Source organism: Williamsia phyllosphaerae, from assembly GCF_014635305.1.
GTDB classification, from domain to species: domain Bacteria; phylum Actinomycetota; class Actinomycetes; order Mycobacteriales; family Mycobacteriaceae; genus Williamsia_A; species Williamsia_A phyllosphaerae.
In genome coordinates this window covers 96375-114543 of sequence record NZ_BMCS01000001.1, presented here as the reverse complement: position 1 = coordinate 114543, position 18169 = coordinate 96375, and the positions used below count along the sequence as shown (strand labels likewise).

The 18169-nt window shown below is 68.3% G+C and carries 19 protein-coding genes and 1 tRNA gene; 15 read left to right on the top strand and 5 right to left on the bottom strand.

Annotation, left to right across the window (positions count from 1 at the left end; translation table 11 throughout):
• Window positions 1-2: 2 nt before the first annotated feature.
• Window positions 3-173 carry a hypothetical protein gene (locus IEV93_RS00585; protein ID WP_188485940.1) on the bottom strand — a complete coding sequence of 57 codons (171 nt, stop codon included), beginning with the start codon at window positions 171-173 and terminating at the stop codon, window positions 3-5.
• 5 nt (window positions 174-178) lie between these two features.
• Window positions 179-1708, bottom strand: coding sequence for a threonine/serine exporter family protein (locus tag IEV93_RS00580; protein WP_188485938.1), 1530 nt, complete (start codon window positions 1706-1708; stop codon window positions 179-181).
• 9 nt (window positions 1709-1717) lie between these two features.
• Here IEV93_RS00580 and IEV93_RS00575 point away from each other — a divergent pair.
• The 4 genes from IEV93_RS00575 (at window position 1718) to IEV93_RS00560 (ending at window position 3625) form a co-directional block, all read left to right on the top strand.
• Window positions 1718-1792 (top strand) — tRNA-Thr (locus IEV93_RS00575).
• 42 nt (window positions 1793-1834) lie between these two features.
• Window positions 1835-2923, top strand: a complete 1089-nt coding sequence (locus IEV93_RS00570; protein ID WP_188485936.1) for an XdhC family protein — start codon at window positions 1835-1837, stop codon at window positions 2921-2923.
• A gap of 117 nt (window positions 2924-3040) precedes the next feature.
• The gene (locus IEV93_RS00565; RefSeq protein WP_188485934.1) at window positions 3041-3211 is read left to right on the top strand and encodes a CsbD family protein; all 171 of its coding nucleotides are present in this window, start codon (window positions 3041-3043) and stop codon (window positions 3209-3211) included.
• A gap of 144 nt (window positions 3212-3355) precedes the next feature.
• Window positions 3356-3625 carry a LapA family protein gene (locus tag IEV93_RS00560; RefSeq protein ID WP_188485932.1) on the top strand — a complete coding sequence of 90 codons (270 nt, stop codon included), beginning with the start codon at window positions 3356-3358 and terminating at the stop codon, window positions 3623-3625.
• Between the two features lie 69 nt (window positions 3626-3694).
• Here the strand turns inward: IEV93_RS00560 and IEV93_RS00555 are convergent, their stop codons facing one another.
• Window positions 3695-4498, bottom strand: coding sequence for a formate/nitrite transporter family protein (locus IEV93_RS00555; protein WP_188485930.1), 804 nt, complete (start codon window positions 4496-4498; stop codon window positions 3695-3697).
• Window positions 4495-5283, bottom strand: coding sequence for an alpha/beta hydrolase (locus tag IEV93_RS00550; protein ID WP_188485928.1), 789 nt, complete (start codon window positions 5281-5283; stop codon window positions 4495-4497). The genes IEV93_RS00555 and IEV93_RS00550 overlap by 4 nt, the downstream gene beginning before the upstream one ends.
• A 130-nt stretch (window positions 5284-5413) precedes the next feature.
• Between IEV93_RS00550 and IEV93_RS00545 the strand changes: the two genes are divergently transcribed.
• The 11 genes from IEV93_RS00545 (at window position 5414) to purD (ending at window position 17227) form a co-directional block, all read left to right on the top strand.
• Window positions 5414-5815: a RidA family protein gene (locus tag IEV93_RS00545; protein ID WP_188485925.1), complete on the top strand. Its 402-nt coding sequence runs from the start codon at window positions 5414-5416 to the stop codon at window positions 5813-5815.
• Window positions 5816-5871: 56 nt separating this feature from the next.
• A complete protein-coding gene (locus IEV93_RS00540) occupies window positions 5872-7044 on the top strand; it encodes a winged helix DNA-binding domain-containing protein (protein WP_229704782.1) in 1173 nt (390 codons plus the stop codon).
• Entirely contained in the window at window positions 7041-7583 is a 543-nt protein-coding gene (locus IEV93_RS00535; RefSeq protein WP_188485920.1) for a methylated-DNA--[protein]-cysteine S-methyltransferase, read from the top strand. Before IEV93_RS00540 ends, IEV93_RS00535 begins: the two co-directional genes overlap by 4 nt.
• Window positions 7584-7668: 85 nt before the next feature.
• Window positions 7669-8367 (top strand): response regulator transcription factor, encoded by a 699-nt coding sequence (locus IEV93_RS00530; RefSeq protein WP_188485918.1) that lies wholly within the window; start codon window positions 7669-7671, stop codon window positions 8365-8367.
• Entirely contained in the window at window positions 8364-9869 is a 1506-nt protein-coding gene (locus IEV93_RS00525; protein ID WP_188485916.1) for a sensor histidine kinase, read from the top strand. Before IEV93_RS00530 ends, IEV93_RS00525 begins: the two co-directional genes overlap by 4 nt.
• Before the next feature lie 124 nt (window positions 9870-9993).
• Complete coding sequence (locus tag IEV93_RS00520; protein WP_188485914.1) at window positions 9994-10419, top strand: HIT family protein; 426 nt, start codon at window positions 9994-9996, stop codon at window positions 10417-10419.
• 113 nt (window positions 10420-10532) lie between these two features.
• Window positions 10533-11816 carry a bifunctional glycosyltransferase family 2/GtrA family protein gene (locus tag IEV93_RS00515; protein ID WP_229705098.1) on the top strand — a complete coding sequence of 428 codons (1284 nt, stop codon included), beginning with the start codon at window positions 10533-10535 and terminating at the stop codon, window positions 11814-11816.
• Entirely contained in the window at window positions 11813-13972 is a 2160-nt protein-coding gene (locus IEV93_RS00510; RefSeq protein ID WP_188485910.1) for an ArnT family glycosyltransferase, read from the top strand. Before IEV93_RS00515 ends, IEV93_RS00510 begins: the two co-directional genes overlap by 4 nt.
• Before the next feature lie 142 nt (window positions 13973-14114).
• Window positions 14115-14597 (top strand): FBP domain-containing protein, encoded by a 483-nt coding sequence (locus tag IEV93_RS00505; protein WP_188485908.1) that lies wholly within the window; start codon window positions 14115-14117, stop codon window positions 14595-14597.
• 67 nt (window positions 14598-14664) lie between these two features.
• Complete coding sequence (locus tag IEV93_RS00500; RefSeq protein ID WP_229704780.1) at window positions 14665-15939, top strand: low temperature requirement protein A; 1275 nt, start codon at window positions 14665-14667, stop codon at window positions 15937-15939.
• Window positions 15940-15970: 31 nt separating this feature from the next.
• Entirely contained in the window at window positions 15971-17227 is a 1257-nt protein-coding gene (gene purD / locus IEV93_RS00495; RefSeq protein ID WP_188485905.1) for a phosphoribosylamine--glycine ligase, read from the top strand.
• A gap of 18 nt (window positions 17228-17245) precedes the next feature.
• Here purD and IEV93_RS00490 read toward each other — a convergent pair whose 3' ends face one another.
• Complete coding sequence (locus tag IEV93_RS00490; RefSeq protein WP_188485903.1) at window positions 17246-18157, bottom strand: alpha/beta hydrolase; 912 nt, start codon at window positions 18155-18157, stop codon at window positions 17246-17248.
• Window positions 18158-18169: the final 12 nt, after the last annotated feature.

The window sequence follows — 18169 nt, the reverse complement described above, 5'->3', positions numbered from 1 at the left end:
GCTCAGGCTTCGTCGGTGGGTGCGATCCCGAGCATGGCCAGCAGCATCCGGCACTCGTCGGCGTCGGTGGCGAACGCGGCCACCACGCGGCGCGCGGCACGGGCTGTCTCGTCTGCGACCGTCGCCAGTTCTTCGTCGGGAATGTCGGTCTTGTCCGTGGTCTTCGCTGGCATGACCTCTACTTTACCCGGTTCGTCGAATCGGGTTGTGCCCGGAGCGGCTCGGTGATGGCACTGAGCAGCGGATCGCTGACCGGCTGCGGTTCGGTGTCGGGTCGGGTGAACCGTTTCGGCCGCAGTGCCGACCGCGCGGTGAGCAGGGCGCGGGTGGGTCGCGTCGTGATCCGCGGACGCCGCAGGGTGCGGGCGATGAACTCGCCGAGGGTCACCCCTGCGGCCAGGGCGGCGCCGATGCCCAGAGCGGACGCCAGGGCGGTGAAACCGTCGAGCGTCTGTTCGTTGAGCACGCCGTACAGACCGCGGTAGACGGCCAGACCGGGCAGCAGGGGGGTGATGCCCGCGACCGCGACGACCAGCGGCGGGGTGAGCGCGCGGCGGGCCAGGAGACCACCGACGAAGCCGACCGTCAACGCGGCCATGCCACCTCCGATCACCGCGCCGACCTCGGCGAGGGCGGCACCGGCCGACACCGCCGCACCGATGAACCCGCCCATGAACGCCACCGGAAGCGCGCGGTTCTCCGCGTAGCTGGCCAGCGCATACGAACCGGCCGCGACACCGCCACCGATGATCTGGGCGGGGGCATCGATGAGGCCCAGCTGCGTGGTGCTGGTGATCGTCGGCAGGTAGATGCCGGTGCTCTCCAGCAGCTGGATCGCGACGGTGACGCCGGCGATGATCCCGCCGGTCAGGATCAGCAACTCGAAGAACCGGGCGACACCGGTGATGGGGGCGCCGGTGATCGCGTCCTGAACCGAGCCGACCAGTGACAGCCCGGACAGCAGCACGATCACGCCCGCGGCGATGACCAGCGTCGGGGATATGCCGACACCGAGCGCCTCCTGATACTGGTAGACGACCGCCGCCGGGATCACCGCGACGAAACCGCCCGCGATCTGTTGGAAGAACACCGGCGTGCCGAGACGGTTGAGTGCCTGGTTGAGTCGGTAGATGACCGCGGTTGTCAGGAACGACACCAGAGCGACAAGCCAGTTGCCGCCCAGCGTGACCGACAGCGCTGCCGCCATCGACGACCACGCGAGTGTCGCGAGCCATCGTGGGTACGGGTGCGGCGCGGAGATGATCTCGTCGATCACGATGTGGGCCTCGGCCGGTGTGACGGCGAGGCTGCGGATCTTGCGGATGAGTCGGTCGACCTGCGCCAGGCGGGTGAAGTCGAGTGATCGGTAGTGCACCGTGCGCATCGCGGTCACCGGCGGCATCGCCGATCCGCGCCGGGCGCTGGCCATGATCGTATTGTAGGTCACGTCGACGTCGCAGCGCTCAACGCCGAACATTCCGGCCACGAACCGGATCTGAGTCGAGGTGTCGATCGCGCCGGTGCCTGAGTCGAGCAGCACCGACCCGACCTTGATGGCGAGGTCGAGGACCTCGGTGACCGCGCCGTCGTCGGTGAGATCGACCGGCTGCCGAGGCGACAGCGGCGATGTGTACGGCTCGATCGTGTCGATCGTGGCCCGCTTGGAGCCCGCCAATGGGCGCAACATCCGGCCGATATACTCACGCACGAGACACACGCCTCCTTAGCTCAGCGGTAGAGCACTCGCCTTGTAAGCGAAAGGTCGTCGGTTCAATCCCGACAGGAGGCTCCACGAGTCCGATCACACTGTCGCTGAACACGATAATCTCTTTGGATGCTCGACATCCTCGACGCCCTGGTCGTCGAGTCCACCCGATCGCCGGTGGCACTCGCGCGGATCGTCGGTGTCACCGGATCGTCCCCGCGCACGGTGGGTTCCGCGCTCATGGTCACCGCTGCTGGAGACGTGATCGGATCGCTTTCGTCCGGGTGTGTCGAGGCGGCGGTGATCGCGGTCGCCGCCGACGTGATCGCCACTGGCGAACCATCGTTCGAGCGCTTCGGCGGATCCGACATCGACCCGTTGGCGGTCGGTCTGACCTGTGGCGGCGAGATCGAGGTGCTCGTCGAGCGGGTCGATGATCCTGCCGTCCTCGTCGACCTGCGCGATCGGATCGCGGCGCGGACGCCGTGCGCCCTCGTGACCACCATCGCAGTGCCCACGAGCCGGACGGTGCTGTGCGCAGGCGACACCGGCGAACCGGATCCGCTGTGGAACCGCGTCGACCGCGATTCCCGTGCGATGCTCGCGGTCGGTCGCAGCGGGTTGGTCGGCGGCAGCGACATCAACGGTGGCGAGGAGGCGGCCGGGTGCCGTCCGACGGTCTTCGTGCAGTCCTTCGCGGTCGCGCCGCGCATGATCCTGGCCGGCGCCAACGACTTCGTCCGGGCACTGGGCGACACCGCCCGGTCGCTCGGCTACGACGTAGCCGTTGTCGATGCCCGCGCCACTTTCGCATCGCCGCAGCGTTTTCCGGGTGTCGACGTCGTGGTGGACTGGCCGGACCGGTACCTGCGCGCCGAGCACGCGGCCGGACGCCTCGACGCACGGACGGTGGTCGCCGTGATGACCCACGACGACAAGTTCGACGTCCCGACCATTCAAGCGGCGTTGACGATCGACCGGTTCGCGTTCGTCGGGGCGATGGGATCCCGTCGAACCCACGCCGACCGGTGGTCGCGACTCATCGACGCCGGTGTGGCCACCGAGGACCTGGCTCGTCTGCACAGCCCGATGGGTCTCGACCTCGACGCCCACACGCCCGAGGAGACGGCCGTGTCGATCGTGGCTCAGATCATCGCGGAGCGCTCCGGCGCCTCGGCGCAACCTTTGTCGACCCTCGACGGCCCGATCCACCGATAGCGAGCGCGTCTTCGTGATCGGTGTCACGTGGGATCTCGAGTGCAGAACTCCGTCGGCCGCCGACTCATCTCATGTAACCGCGGCACTCCGGTCGCGGGACCTGAGGAAGGAATCACCATGGGAATCGTCGACAAGGCCAAGAACGCTGCAGAAGACGCGATCGGCAAGGCCAAGGAGGTCGTCGGTGACGTGACCGACAACAAGGATCTCGAGGCCGAGGGCAAGAAGGACCAGGGCGTCTCCGGCGCCAAGAAGGTCGGCGAGAACATCAAGGACAAGCTGAGCTGATCAGCCCCTTGATCTGCCGTTCGACACATGCTCGTCGGGTCGCCGCCCATCCGGCGGCGACCCGCAGGGCCGCGATTCGGCCACCCGCCCTCGCCCCGCCCTGAACCACCCACTTTCACCACCTCTGAGAGAGAAGGCATCGCCATGGCCACCGCCACCACCGACACCACGACCCACCGTTCCGGACGCCGCACCTTCGGTGCCGCGTCGAAGCTGATGCTCGCCGTCGCGACCGTTCTCGTCGCCGCGCTCGTCGTCTTCGTCCTGCAGAACACGGTGCACACCAGCATCAGCTTCATCGCGTGGGACTTCGACCTGGGTGTCGGTGTCGCGCTGCTGGGTTCGGCCGTCGTCGGTGCCGTGGTCGCGTTGACCCTCAGCGGAGCCGTTCGCGCCCGCCGCGCGCTGCGCTGATCTCCTCCGCTCCACCGGACCCCGTCGCGACGTGATCGCGGCGGGGTCCTGTGTCGGTCCGACCGGGCGTCAGCGCTCGCGTTCCTCGTCCACGAGTTCCTTGGTGCGGAGCAGTCGCAGCGCCGTCACCAGCACCACACCGCCGATGATGTTGAACGCGGTGGTGTACCAGAACCAGTTGAGCCAGTCGAGGTAGCTGACCGAGGCGCCGCTCTGGATGGCACCGAAGATGATCAGCGAGTCCAGGACCGAGTGGAACAGCTGCAGGCCGGCGAGCAGGAATGCGGCGCCGACCGCCGCGACGATCTTCGCCACGTCGGACTGCGTCCCCTGTTGCATGCGGGTCAACAGGGTCATCGTGGCCCCGCCGAGCACGGCGAGGCAGATCGACTGCAGCGCGAGCGGCGCGTCGACGAAATGGTGTGCGGATTCGCTCAGCACGTCGGACCATTCGGGAAACGCCCGCGTGATGATCCACATGATCGCCCACCCGCCGACGAGGTTGGCCGCGAGCGTCCCGATCCACAGCTTGGCCAGCTGGGCGACGGACCCGTCTCGAGACACCACCGCCGCGACGGGCATCAGGAAATCCTCGGTGAACAACTCGCTGTGCGCCAGGAAGATCGCGATGAGCCCGATGCTGAACGCCAGTCCGGCGAGCAGGTGGTTGCCCGTCTCGTGCAGCACGGCCAACATCGCCATGATGCCCAGGGCGACCTCGATGCCGCCGAAAAGGCCGGTGATGATCACCGTCCGGACGGTGCGGTGTAGCCGCTCGGCCCCCTCGGTGACGATTGCCTCGAAGCTGTCCTCGAGTTCGCTCTCGAGCGGGCCGTCGTTGCGTCCGATGCTGCGGCGCTGCTCCTCGGTCATCCGCGGTCGCTCCGTGCGGTGACCCATTCGAGAACGGACTTCGCGACGTCGGACCAGCCGTTGTCGATGACCAGTGAGTGCCCACGGTCGGCGAAGACGCGGCGCTCGGTGACCGCGTCGGCGTGACGGTACGACTCGAAGCTGGACGTGGGCGCGGCGTCGTCGGCGTCCTGACCCCGGCCGCTGGAGACGAGGAGCAGTGGGCCGCGGGCCGGGTCGTCGGCCGCGGGCGGCTCGCTGCCCGCGAAATCGGTCTCGAACAGCAGCGCTCCGGAGGCAGGGATCGTCCAGCGTTCGTACAGGCTGTCCGACTCGTCCTCGCCGATCGCATTGCCGAACACCGACCGGAACTGGCGGTTGTTCAGGTTCACCTCGCGGCCGCGGTTGGCCGGGTTCGCCATGGCGGGGTACTCCGCGATCAGCTGCGAGATGGGTTGTGGCAGTTCTTCGCTCAGTCGGGCCGGGTCGATGGCGACGGCGGCTGACGCGAGCCCGCGTGCGAGCAGGTACTCGGCGACGAGGCCACCGTGCGAGTGACCGACCACCACCGGCGGGCTGTCGAACTCGGCGGCGATGCGCGAGTAGTGCGTCGCGACCTCGGCGATCCCCATGCCCACTACGTCCTCGCCGCGTTGACGGCACTTGAACACCGAGGAGTGCTCGCGCGGCCACCCGGGCGCAGACGCGGGGATGTCCTCGGCGGAGAACAGATCGATCCAGGGTTTCCAGGTGGACGAGTGCAGCCAGAGGCCGTGGACGAAGATCACCGGTGTGGATGCGGCCATGCGGCGCTCCTTCATCGATAGCGGAACAGGCCCGATGCTGGAGACGCTGCGGTACCCCGAGATCCGGGACACAGACCGACGCTACTCGGATACGAGGGCCACCGGAGGGCGACGACGTAGGGTGGTCCCCATGTCGCAGTTACGCCTGAACGGCTCCGAGACGCTCTACGACGGTGGATTCACCTACAGCGCAACGGCGTTGCCCGGATCGATCATCTTCACCGCCGGCGCTGCACCCACCGAGGCCGACGGATCGACCTTCGGGCCCGGCGATGTGCAGGCCCAGGCGCGCCAGTGCATGCTCAACCTCACCACCATCCTGTCCGAGGCGGGCGCCTCGCTCTCGGACGTGGCCAAGGTGACGGTCTACGTCGCCGAGGGGCTGCAGGCCGACCTCTCGGTGGCCTGGGACGCGGTGGTCGAGGCCTTCGGTGCCCACAAGCCGGCGGGCACCCTGATCGGTGTCACCGTGCTCGCCCACGACGGTCAACTCGTCGAGATCGAGGCGATCGCGGCCATCCCGCAGAGCTGACCCGCGCGTCGATGTCCACCCGGTTGCGAGTCACCGCGGCGCAGAGGCGTGCTCGCATGCTGCGACGGCACCTGCTGACCGACGCCGACCGCGCCGACGACGCGCTCGAGGTGGCCCGGGCGGTCGTCGCGCTGCACGCCACCTGCCCGCCGACGGTGTTCATGTCGGTGTGGGCGCGCACAACGGGTTTCGTGCCCGATGATCTCCAGGCCCTGCTGTACGAGTCGCGTTCTCTCGTCAAGCAGCTCGCGATGCGTCGCACCGTGTTCGTCGTCGACCGTGCGACCCTCGCCGACGCGGTGAGCGCGGTCGGTCCGCGGGTGGCGGCGAGCGAGCGGACCAACATGCTGCGCGATCTGCGGCGCAGCCCCGACTTCGATGATCCCGAGGGGTGGATCGACACGGCGCGGTCGGCCGTCGTCGCCGAGCTGTCCGACGGCACCCTCGCGTCGTCGTCGGAACTGCGCAAACGTCTTCCGCAACTCGACGGTGTCATCGTCGCCGGTCCGCTCGATACGTGGGGCGGGTCGTCCCCGATGGGCCCGCGGGTGCTGAACATGATGAGCGCGGCCGGCGACATCGTCCGCGGACCGAACACCGCGGGCTGGCATGTCTCCCGGCCGCGGTGGTCGTCGATGTCGCGCTGGCTGGGGACTGAACTGGTTCTCGCCGATCCCGAGGCCGGACACCGGGCCATGGTGGAGCGGTGGCTGCGGTCGTTCGGGCCCGGTACCGAGACCGACATCGTGTGGTGGTTGGGATCGACCAAGAAGGCCGTCCGGACCGCGTTGGCGCAGCTCGACGCGGTGGAGGTGGACATCGAGGTAGACACCGACCGGTTCGAGCCCGGATACCTGCTGCCCGACGACCTCGAACCCGTGGAGCCGGTGCCGCCGACCGGGGCCGTGCTGCCCGAGCTCGACCCCACCACCATGGGGTGGAAGGAGCGCGGGTGGTACCTCGGTGCGCACGGCGCGGAGATGTTCGACCGCAACGGCAACGGCGGGCAGAGCATCTGGTGGGACGGTCGGATCGTCGGCGGATGGTTCTTCCGACCGGACGGCTCGATCGGGCTGCACCCGTTGGAGAAACTTCCGCGCGCGGCGACGAAAGACCTGAGCGCGCGTGCCGACGCACTGGCAGATTGGCTCGGCGAGGTGCGGCCCAAGCCGGGGTATCCGGCACCGTTCATGGCAGAACACCGTCTCGTGATGAACGAGAAGAAGTGAACTTCCGCGACCGGGGGTTCGCGCTGTTCGACACCGCGCTGGGGACCTGCGGACTGGCCTGGGATCTCGAGGACCGCATCGTCGCCGTCGCCTTGCCCGAGCCGGACGCGCGCGATGTCGTCGACTACCTCCGCGGGTTCGACGCGACCGAGCAGACCCCACCGGAGGCGATCGGCGAGGTGGTCGAGTCCATCGTCCGACTGTTCGCAGGCGAGGACGTCGACCTGTCGGCGATCGTCGTCCACATCTCGGACCTCCCCGAGTTCGACCAGCGGGTCTACGCGGTCACCCGAACGATCCCGCGGGGTCGAACCCTGACGTATGGACAGGTCGCGGCGCGGATCGGTCAGCCGTTGGCCGCGCAGGCGGTCGGGCGATCGCTGGGCCGCAACCCCATCCCGGTCGTCATCCCGTGTCACCGGGTGCTCGGGGCGGGGTCCGAGGTCGGAGGGTTCTCGGCACCAGGGGGAGCGGCGACGAAGGGTCGGATCCTCGCCGCCGAGAGCGTCCCCGGGTTCGGTGAACCCACGCTGTTCTGACGCCCCACATGGTGCGATGAGAGTTCACAGCGAGCTGCCAGGAACTGTTCAGCGGTGCCCCAGCGTCATCACGGAAGGTGTCACCATGACTGATTCCGGTGCCCGGGTGCTCGTCGTCGACGACGAGCCCAACATCCTCGAATTGCTGTCGGTGTCGCTGAAGTTCCAGAACTTCGACGTCGCCACCGCGGCGAGCGGTCCGGCCGCGATCGACAAGGCGCGGACCTTCCGTCCCGACGCGCTCGTCCTCGACGTGATGATGCCCGGCATGGACGGTTTCGGACTCTTGCGACGTCTGCGTGCCGACGGCATCGAGGCGCCCGCGCTGTTCCTCACCGCGCGCGACTCGATGGAGGACAAGATCAACGGCCTCACCATCGGTGGCGACGACTACGTCACCAAGCCGTTCAGTCTGGAGGAGGTCGTCGCGCGTCTGCGGGTGATATTGCGACGCAATGGTTTCGGTGAGCAGAAGGCCGAACCCACCCGGATCACGTTCGCCGACATCGAGCTCGACGACGACACCCACGAGGTGTGGAAGGACGGCGAGTTGGTCGCACTGTCTCCGACGGAGTTCACGCTGCTGCGCTACTTCATGATCAACGCGGGCACCGTGCTGTCCAAGCCCCGGATCCTCGACCACGTGTGGAACTACGATTTCGGCGGCGAGGTCAACGTCGTCGAGTCGTACGTGTCGTACCTGCGTCGCAAGGTCGATACCGGGGAGAAGCGACTGATCCACACGTTGCGTGGCGTGGGATATGTGATGCGCGAACCCCGATGACCACCGCCCATCCGGATCACGTCGCGCCCGCGGCGCCGTCGCCCCCGACGCAGCCCCGGCATCGCCGGGGCATCCCTCTGCGGGTGTCGTTGGTCGGGTTGATGCTGGTGCTCGTGGCGCTGGGACTGCTCGTGTCCGGCGTGTCGGTCACGTCGGCGATGCAGAACCGTCTCATCGAGCGCACCGACAACGGACTCAAGGGGGCGGCCGAGGGCTGGGCCCGTCCGCGGGAGGGTGACGACAAGGGTCCGTTCTCGCCCAACGCAGGCGGACAGAGCGGAAGCCCCACCGTCGAACGCCGTCCGCCGTCGCCGTACTACGTGGTGCTGTTCCGCTCGGACGGGAGCACCTTCACCATCAACGACGTCGGCGGATCCCCCGACCTGTCCGACGTCGACCGGCTGGGCCCGGATCCCGAGACCGTCGGGAGCGCGACCGGATCGGACACCCGCTGGCGCGTGGTCAAGGTGTCGGCGACGAACTCATCCGGGGCCATGACCACCTCGGTGGTGGCCATCAAGCTCACCGATTTCGACGACACCGTCACCCGACTCATCTGGCTGCAGCTCGCCATCGGTCTCGGGGTCGTGGTGATCGTCGGCGGGCTCGGATACCTGTTGGTACGCAGTAGCCTTCGACCGCTACGACGCGTGGAGGTCACCGCCGAGGCCATCGCCGGCGGTGACCTCGACCAACGTGTCCCGGTGTCGCCGGCCAACACCGAGGTCGGTCGACTCGCGGCGTCGCTGAACGTGATGCTGCACCAGATCCAGACCGCGTTCGCCACCACCGCCGCGTCGGAGGAACAGGCTCGCCGCTCCGAGGACAAGATGCGGCGTTTCGTCGCCGACGCCAGCCACGAACTTCGCACTCCGCTGACCTCGATCCGCGGCTTCTCCGAGTTGTACCGGCAGGGCGCGATGACCGATCCCGACCAGTTGATGTCGCGGATCGAGCACGAGGCGGGCCGGATGGGGCTGCTGGTCGAGGAGTTGCTGATGTTGGCCCGGCTCGACGCGCAGCGCCCGCTCGAGCGTGCCCAGGTCGACCTGCTCGGTCTGGCGTCGGACTCGGTCCACAGCGCGCGGGCCACCGCCCCGAACCGCGACATCTCCGTCGAGATGATCGACGGACCGGGCATCCCCGCCGTGATGGGTGACGCCGCGCGGTTGTCGCAGGTGCTGAGCAACCTGATCACCAACGCCATCCGGCACACCGGAGACGACGCACGGATCACCGTCCGGGTCGGCACCGACGACCACAGCGCGGTACTCGCCGTCGCCGACACCGGCCCCGGGCTGAGTCCTGAGGACCAGGCGCGGGTCTTCGAACGCTTCTACCGGGGCGACAGCTCGCGGCATCGGGACGAGCGTTCCGGCGGCAGTGGGCTCGGGTTGTCGATCGTGGCCGCACTGGTCGCCGCCCACGGCGGCACCGTCGGCGTCGAGGACACCCCCGGCGGCGGAGCCACCTTCTGGGTTCGGTTGCCGCGGTTGGAGTGAGTGGGTCAGATCCGCTCCGATCTCACGAACCCGCCTGTTGTCCGACGCGGGTTCGCAAGTTTCGCGCGGATCGAGCGCTGACACCCGACCCGACCGAGTGGACCCGACGCATACGATCGGTCCCATGGCTTCGGTATTCAGCATGATCATCAACGGCGACATCCCGGGACGTTTCGTCTGGAAGGACGACACGGCCGTCGCGTTCCTCACCATCAACCCGGTCACTCCCGGGCACGTGCTGGTGGTGCCGCGCGAGGAGATCGATCACTGGGAACAGGTCGACCCGGCGGTCTTCGCCCACCTGACGGCGGTGTCGCAGACGATCGGGCAGGCCACCCGGGACGCGTTCGACGCCCCTCGGATGGGCCTGCTCATCGCCGGCCTCGAGGTGCCGCACCTGCACATCCATGTCTTCCCGGCGCATTCGGTGGAGACGTTCGACCTCGCGCTGGCCGAGAAGGACCCCGATCCGGCGTCCCTCGAAGACGCCGCGACGCGTATCCGTGCAGCTCTGCGTGCTGCCGGGCACGAGGAGCACACCTCCGACTAGGGGTCTGCCCGCTCACAGGTAGCTGACAGGCCGGCCGCAGAGACGCGGCAGCTTCCGGGGTCAGAGTCTGTTCCATGACAACAGACACCGTCGATCGCTCGGGCGGCACCTCGATGCCGGAACCGACAGACGCCCCCGAGATGATCGTCGTCGTGGACGGCACCGCCGGACATCCCGAGCTCGACATCGTCGTACCGGTCTACAACGAGGAAGCCGACCTCGCCGGCTGCATACGCCGCCTGGGCGAACACCTGAAGAACAACTTTCCCTACTCGGCGCGGATCACCATCGCCGACAACGCGAGCACCGACAGCACCCTCGCCGTCGGTGTCGAACTCGCGCAGACCATGGATCAGGTGCGCGTCGTGCACCTGGCGCAGAAGGGCCGCGGCCGCGCACTCAACGCGACGTGGACCATGAGCGACGCCACCGTCGTCGCCTACTGCGACGTCGATCTGTCGACCGACCTCAACGCGCTGATGCCGTTGGTCGCGCCGCTGCTGTCCGGCCATTCCGATGTGGCGATCGGTTCGCGGCTGTCGCGGTCGGCGCGGGTGGTCCGCGGGGCCAAGCGCGAATTCATCTCGCGCAGTTACAACCTGATCCTCCGCACGACGATGGGGGCCAAGTTCTCCGACGCCCAGTGCGGTTTCAAGGCGATGCGCGCCGACGTCGCGCAGGCACTGCTGCCGTACGTCGAGGACACCGGCTGGTTCTTCGACACCGAGCTGTTGGTGCTCGCTGAGCGCATCGGACTGCGGATCGCCGAGGTGCCGGTGGACTGGGTGGACGACCCCAACAGCAGCGTCGACATCGTCAAGACCGCAACCGAGGACCTCAAGGGGTGCTGGCGCGTCGCCCGCGCGCTGGCCAGCGGCGATCTCCCGGTGGCCGAGCTGCGACGCAGTCTGGGGCGCAATCGCTTCGACGATCCGCAACTCACCGGGGTGCCGCACGGCATGGTCGGTCAGCTGGTCCGCTTCGGTGTCATCGGGGTCATCTCCACCGTCGCCTACGCCGTGCTCTACCTCGTCCTGCACTCGATGCTCGGCGCCCAGTTCGCGAACTTCGCGGCGCTGCTCATCACCGCGGTGTTCAACACCGCCGCCAACCGCGCGTTCACCTTCGGGGTCAAGGGCCGCGAGGGCGCTGCCCGGCACCACATGCAGGGAATCGCGGTGTTCCTGTTCGGATGGGCGATCACCGCGGGATCCCTGCTCGCCCTGGAGGCCGGTTTCCCGGGCGCTTCCAAGCACGTCGAACTCCTCGTCCTCGTGGTCGCGAATCTCGTTGCCACTCTGACCCGATTCGTCGCCTTCCGCTGGGTGTTCCGCAACGCCCACGGCTCGGCGAGCCGGGCCCGATCCGACGATGCAGGCATGGAGGCCGCAGCGTGACCTCAGTACTCGACACCCCCACCGGCGTCTCCCCATCCGAGGATGGGAGGCGCCGGTGGGCGGTTCCCCGTCCGGACCGGTGGGGGCTCGGCATACTGCTCACCGCCACCGCCGTGCTCTACCTGTGGAATCTGAGCATCAACGGCTACGCCAACTCGTTCTACTCGGCGGCGATCCAGGCCGGGTCGCAGTCGTGGAAGGCGTGGTTCTTCGGTTCGTCGGACGCCGGCAACTCCATCACCGTCGACAAACCGCCGGTCTCGCTGTGGATCCCGGGGATCTCTGTCCGCATCTTCGGGCTCAACTCGTGGTCGATCCTGGTCCCGCAGGTGCTGATGGGTGTGGCGTCGGTCGCTCTGCTCTATCTGATCGTCAAGAAGTACCTCGGGGTCTCGGCGGGCCTGCTGGCCGGCGCCGCACTCGCGCTCACTCCGGTGGCCACGTTGATGTTCCGCTTCAACAACCCCGACGCACTGCTGGTCCTGTTGATGATCGCCGCCGTCTGGGCGACCCTGAAGGGGATCGAAGACGGTCGTATCCGGTGGATGGTGCTGACCGGCGTGCTGGTGGGTATCGGGTTCCTCACCAAACAACTGCAGGTGTTCCTGGTGATACCGCCGTTGGCGATCACCTATCTCGCGTTCGGGCAGCACACCTGGCTGAAGCGTCTCGGTCATCTGATCACCGCCCTGGTCGCGATGCTCGTCAGCGCGGGCTGGTGGGTACTGGCCGTGACGTTCTGGCCCAAGGACTCCCGACCATTCATCGGCGGTTCACAGAACAACTCGATTCTGGAGTTGACGTTCGGCTACAACGGATTCGGTCGACTCACCGGAAACGAGACCGGCAGTGTGGTTCCCGGTGGCGGGAACCGGTCCGGTGCGGCCGAGGCGGCCACTGGCGCCTTCGGTGGTCAGGCCCCCGGCGGTGTGGGCGGACCGGGCGGACGTGGCGGCATGTGGGGTGAGACCGGGTTGTTCCGGATGTTCCAGCCCGAGCAGGGCGGCCAGATCGCCTGGCTCATCCCCACCGCTCTCATCCTCGGTATCGCGGCACTGGTGCTGTGCGGCAGGTCGTCTCGCACCAACATCCACAGGGCGCTCATCAGCGTCTGGATGCTGTGGCTGCTCACCACCACGGCCGTCTTCAGCTTCATGTCCGGGATCTTCCACGCGTATTACACCGTCGCACTCGCGCCGGCAATCGCCGCGCTCGTCGGGGCCGGCGGCGTCATGTGCTGGAAGGCGCGGGACACCTACGGGGTGCGGATCGTGCTCGCGGTCGCCGTCGCGGTGACCGGCGCGATGTCGTTCTTCCTGCTCAACCGCTCGTCGGACTTCGTGCCGTGGCTGCGGTGGGTGGTCGTGGTCCTCGCCGTGGTCGCCGCCGTCGCGCTGGTTGTGCCGAAGTGGCCGAGGGCTGCCGCGATCGCGGCCGCGGTTGCGATCGTGATGGGCCTCGCCGGTCCGACGGCGTACGCCCTCGACACCGTGACGACCGCGAAGAACGGACCGATCGTCTCGGCCGGGCCGTCGCAGGGCGGCTTCGGTCCCGGCGGTATGGGCGGGCGTCGTGGCGGGATGCGCGGAGGCTTCGGACCGGGCGGGTTCGGTGGCCAGGCGCAAGGAGGCCAGACCCCCGGTGGTCAGATATCCGGCGGCTTCGGTGGTCAGATGCCTCCGGGGATGGCTCAGGGCGGCGGGCAACAGGGTGGTGCGACGCCGGGCGCCGGAACGGGTTCCGCCGGTTCGACCATGGCCGAGCGTTTCGGCGGTATGGGCGGTCCCGGTGGGTTCATGCAGGCGTCGAAGCCGTCGACGCAACTGGTGGAGCTGCTGGAATCCGACTCCGACGAGTACACGTGGGTGGCGGCCACCGTCACCGCGATGTCGGCGGCGGGGTATCAGCTGGCGACGCAGGATCCGGTCATGCCGATCGGCGGGTTCAACGGCAGCGATCCGTCGCCGACGCTGGCGCAGTTCCAGGAGTACGTCCGTCAGGGCAAGATCCACTACTTCATCGGCGGCGGGATGATGGGTGGAGGGATGAACGCCGAGGGCACGGCCACACAGATCAGGGAGTGGGTCACCGCGAACTACACCGAGAAGACGGTCGGTTCGGTGACCCTCTACGACCTGACCCAGCCCAAGAGCTGAGTCACGGCAGCGACGGCCGTCGGACCCCCGATCCGGCGGCCGTCGCGTTGTCGACTGCTGCGGAAAACTCGTTGTACGTCGCGCCGGCCCGCGCGTAGCGTCACTCGCCGAGCCCGACCGACGATCAACGAAAAGTGACCCCATGGACCCCGTGAACGAAGCCGACATCAGGTCGTCGTTCGTCAACTGCACCAAGGGCGAGGCCAAGCGCATCGTCATCCCGCGCGATCTCGACACCCGCCCGTGGGACGAACTCGACTTCCTCGGGTGGACCGATCCGACGTACGCCGGCCGGTGCTACCTCGTCACCCCACACGGGGACGACCTCGTCGGGCTGGCCCTGCGGCACGAGACCGGCGGGTCCAGGCGGGCCCAGATGTGCAAGATCTGCCTCACCACGCATCCTTCGGGCGGGGTCTCGCTGATGACGGCGAACAAGTCCGGGGACGCGGGTCGGAAGGGCAACTCGGTGGGCACCTACATGTGCACCGACCTGGCCTGTTCCCTCTACGCGCGCGGGAAGAAGACCCCGGCGCTGGGCAAGCAGTACCGCGAGGACCTCGACGTCGAGGCCAAGATCGAACGGGTGCGGGTGAACCTGAGCGCGTTCGTCGCCCGGGTCTGACCGCCGCGTCGAGTACGGATCAGTTGTCGGCCGCACGCGCGGCGCGGGCGATACGTACTATTTCGCAATGACTTCAGACCCCGGCAACGGTGGAGCAAAGGTCCTGAGCCATCGCGTCGCGCAGATGACCGGCCGCGCGCGGGACGAAGAAGGTCGCACCGCAACCAGTCTGGAACTCTTCTTCGACCTCACATTCGTCGTCGCGTTCTCGTTGGCAGGCAGCGAGGTGGCGCACTATCTGGCCGACGGCGACTACAAGACCGCGGTCATCGGGTTCCTGTTCGCGACGTTCGCCAGCATCTGGGCGTGGATCAACTTCTCGTGGTTCGCCTCCGCCTTCGACACCGACGACTGGGTGTTCCGCGTCGTCACGATGGTGCAGATGGGTGGCGTGCTGATCCTTGCGCTCGGCATCGAGCCGGTGTTCGCCTCCGTCGCCGAGGGGGAGCACATCGACAACCGGGTCGCGGTCCTGGGATACGTGGTCATGCGCGTGGCGATGATGTTCCAGTGGATCCGCGCAGCGCTACAGAGCCCGGAGTACCGACGAACCTGCCTGACCTACGCGCTGGCCATCCTCGTCGCACAGGTCGGGTGGATTGCGATCATCGTGGTGAACACCTCGCTGATCCCCACGCTCGTCGCGACACTGGGCCTGGTGGCCGTCGAGTTGTCCGGTCCGTTCATCGCCGAGCGCCTGAACTCCGAGCCGGACACACCGTGGCATCCGCACCACATCGCCGAGCGGTACGGACTGCTGGCGATCATCACCCTCGGCGAGGGCATCGTGGGGACGGTGGTCGCGTTGCAGGCGGTGATCCACGCCCAGGGCTGGACCCTGGAGACCGCCGTTCTCGGGCTCGCCGGGACGGCCGCCACCTTCGCGATGTGGTGGATCTACTTCGTCGTCCCCACCGGCGACGCCTTGGAACTCCGACGCGCCAAGTGTTTCGGATGGGGATACGCGCACATCATCGTCTTCATTTCCATCGCCGCGGTCGGTGCCGGGCTGCACGTCGCGGCGCTCTACCTCGAACACGAGTCGCACATCTCGGCCGCGGCCGCGGTGGCGTGTGTCGCCGTCCCACTCGGCGTCTACATCGTGTCGATCGCCGCGATGTACACCTACCTCGTCGAGTTCGACGTGCTCAACCTGGCGTTGACGGTGGTGGCGGTCGCGATCCTGGTCGGTTCGGTGTTGCTCGCAGCGGCCGGGTTGTCGGTGGTCTACGCCCTGGTGGTCACGGCCGTCGCGCCGGTCGCCGTGGTGATCCTCGACGAGATCGTCGGCACCCGGCACCGTGCGGTCGCGCTCGCCCGGCTGGAACAGAGCCTGTCCTGATCGCGCGGCGGTCCTAGTAGAGTCAGGCCCCGTGCGAACACTGGTGATCGGATCGGGCGGCCGCGAACACGCGCTGCTCGTGGGGCTGTCGAACGACCCGGAGGTCACGGCACTGCACGTCGCCCCCGGCAACGCGGGCACGGAACGGTTGGCCACCAACCATGCGGTCGACATCGCCTCGGCCGACGCAGTCATCGCGCTGGCGCGTGAGGTCGAGGCCGACCTCGTGGTGATCGGACCCGAGGTGCCCCTGGTGCTCGGTGTCGCCGACGCCCTGCGGGACGCGGGTTTCGCGACCTTCGGTCCCGGGGCGCAGGCCGCACGGATCGAGGGGTCGAAGGCGTTCGCCAAGGACGTCATGGCCGCGGCGAACGTCCGGACCGCCCACAGCGAGATCGTCGACAACCCCGCTCGTCTCGACGCCGCGCTGGACCGGTTCGGCCCCACGTGGGTGGTCAAGGACGACGGGCTGGCCGCGGGCAAGGGTGTCGTGGTCACCGCTGATCGTGCCGCCGCCCGCGTGCACGCCGCGGACCTGCTCGAGGGCGGGCACCCGGTCCTGTTGGAGTCGTTCCTCGACGGACCCGAGGTCTCCCTGTTCTGCCTGGTCGACGGCACCGTGGTCCTCCCGTTGCTCCCCGCGCAGGACCACAAACGAGTCGGCGACAACGACCAGGGGCCCAACACCGGCGGCATGGGCGCTTACACGCCGTTGCCGTGGTTGCCCGACGGCATGGTCGATCGCATCGTCGACGAGGTCGTCAGACCGGTGGCGGTGGAGATGGAATCGCGCGGCATCCCGTTCAGTGGTCTGCTCTACGCCGGGCTCGCCATCGGTGCCGACGGGCCCGCGGTCGTCGAGTTCAACTGTCGCTTCGGCGATCCCGAGACCCAGGCCGTGCTCTCGTTGCTCGAATCCCCGTTGGGACAGGCGTTGTCGGCCACCGCGACCGGCACACTGGCCGACCTCGAGCCGCTGCGCTGGCGTGAGGGTTCGGCCGTCACCGTCGTCGTCGCCGCCGAGAACTACCCCGGCACACCGCGTAAGGGTGACGTGATCACCGGCAGTGAGGCCGACGGGGTGCTGCATGCCGGCACCGCACGCAACTCCGATGGGTCGATCGTCTCCAGCGGGGGACGTGTCCTGAGCGTCGTCGGTTCCGGTGCCGACCTGGCCGCCGCCCGGGCCCAGGCCTACGAGCGCATCGCCGCGGTCAAACTGCCGGGCGGACACCACCGTTCCGACATCGGCCTCGCGGCCCTCGAGGGACGCATCACCATCCCCTGACCGTCGACGACGGGATCTTCAGGCGGCGAGACTGCGACCCAGGAACGCCATCTGGTCGGGCAGCACGCTGCGCCAGTACCGGTTGTTGTGTCCACCGGGGGAGGTGGAGAACGCCGCGGCCGGATGCAGGCCGGCCATCCACTGGCGGGTGTAGAGGTAAAATTGGTCGCTCGACCCGATGTTGATGAGCACGGGGATCTTGGTCAGCGCGGCCTGCTGGCCGAACAGCGAATTGGCCTGGTAGTCGGCCGGGTTGTCGAAGGCGCGGGGCGGGAAGTTCCGCGGATCACCCCACAGCGCAGGCGAACTCGCCGCGATGCCGGCCACCCGCGACGGACCCATGATGGCCCCGAGCCGCAGCGCACCGTAGCCGCCCATCGACCAGCCGTACAGGCCGATGCGGTCGGTGCGGAGACCGAGTGAGCGGTTGTCGGTGAGCATCGGGAGGAACTCGTCGATGACCATCGCCCCGCTGTCGGTGCCGTCGACCCGGGGATGAAAATACGACCGCGCCGCGTCGACGGCCGCGAGGGCGAACGGCGCCGTGCCGCCGGCGACCGACTGGGCCAGATAGCGGTGCATCTGCAGGCTGCTGTCGAAGGCGGTGCGCTCGTCAGAGTTCAGCGCGTGCAGGATCACCACGACCGGGATGTCGCCGGTGACACCCGGGGGTCGGGCGACGACCCAGCGGGTGTCACGACCACGCATGGCGGCCGAGCGAAAACTGCCGGTGATCAGGGCGGGGTCGCCGGGGACGACGGCCGCGCTGGTCGGGCTCTCGGGTACGACCTCGTCCTGTGCCCGCGCCTGCATCCGTTGCCGCGGAGCCGATCCGGTGGCCGGTTCGCCCGCGCACGCGGCCAGCGCGCCCAACGCGGTGAGACCGGCGCCGGCGCGGAACAGCGCACGACGGTTCAGTCCGCCCGTCACAGCTCGCCCCCC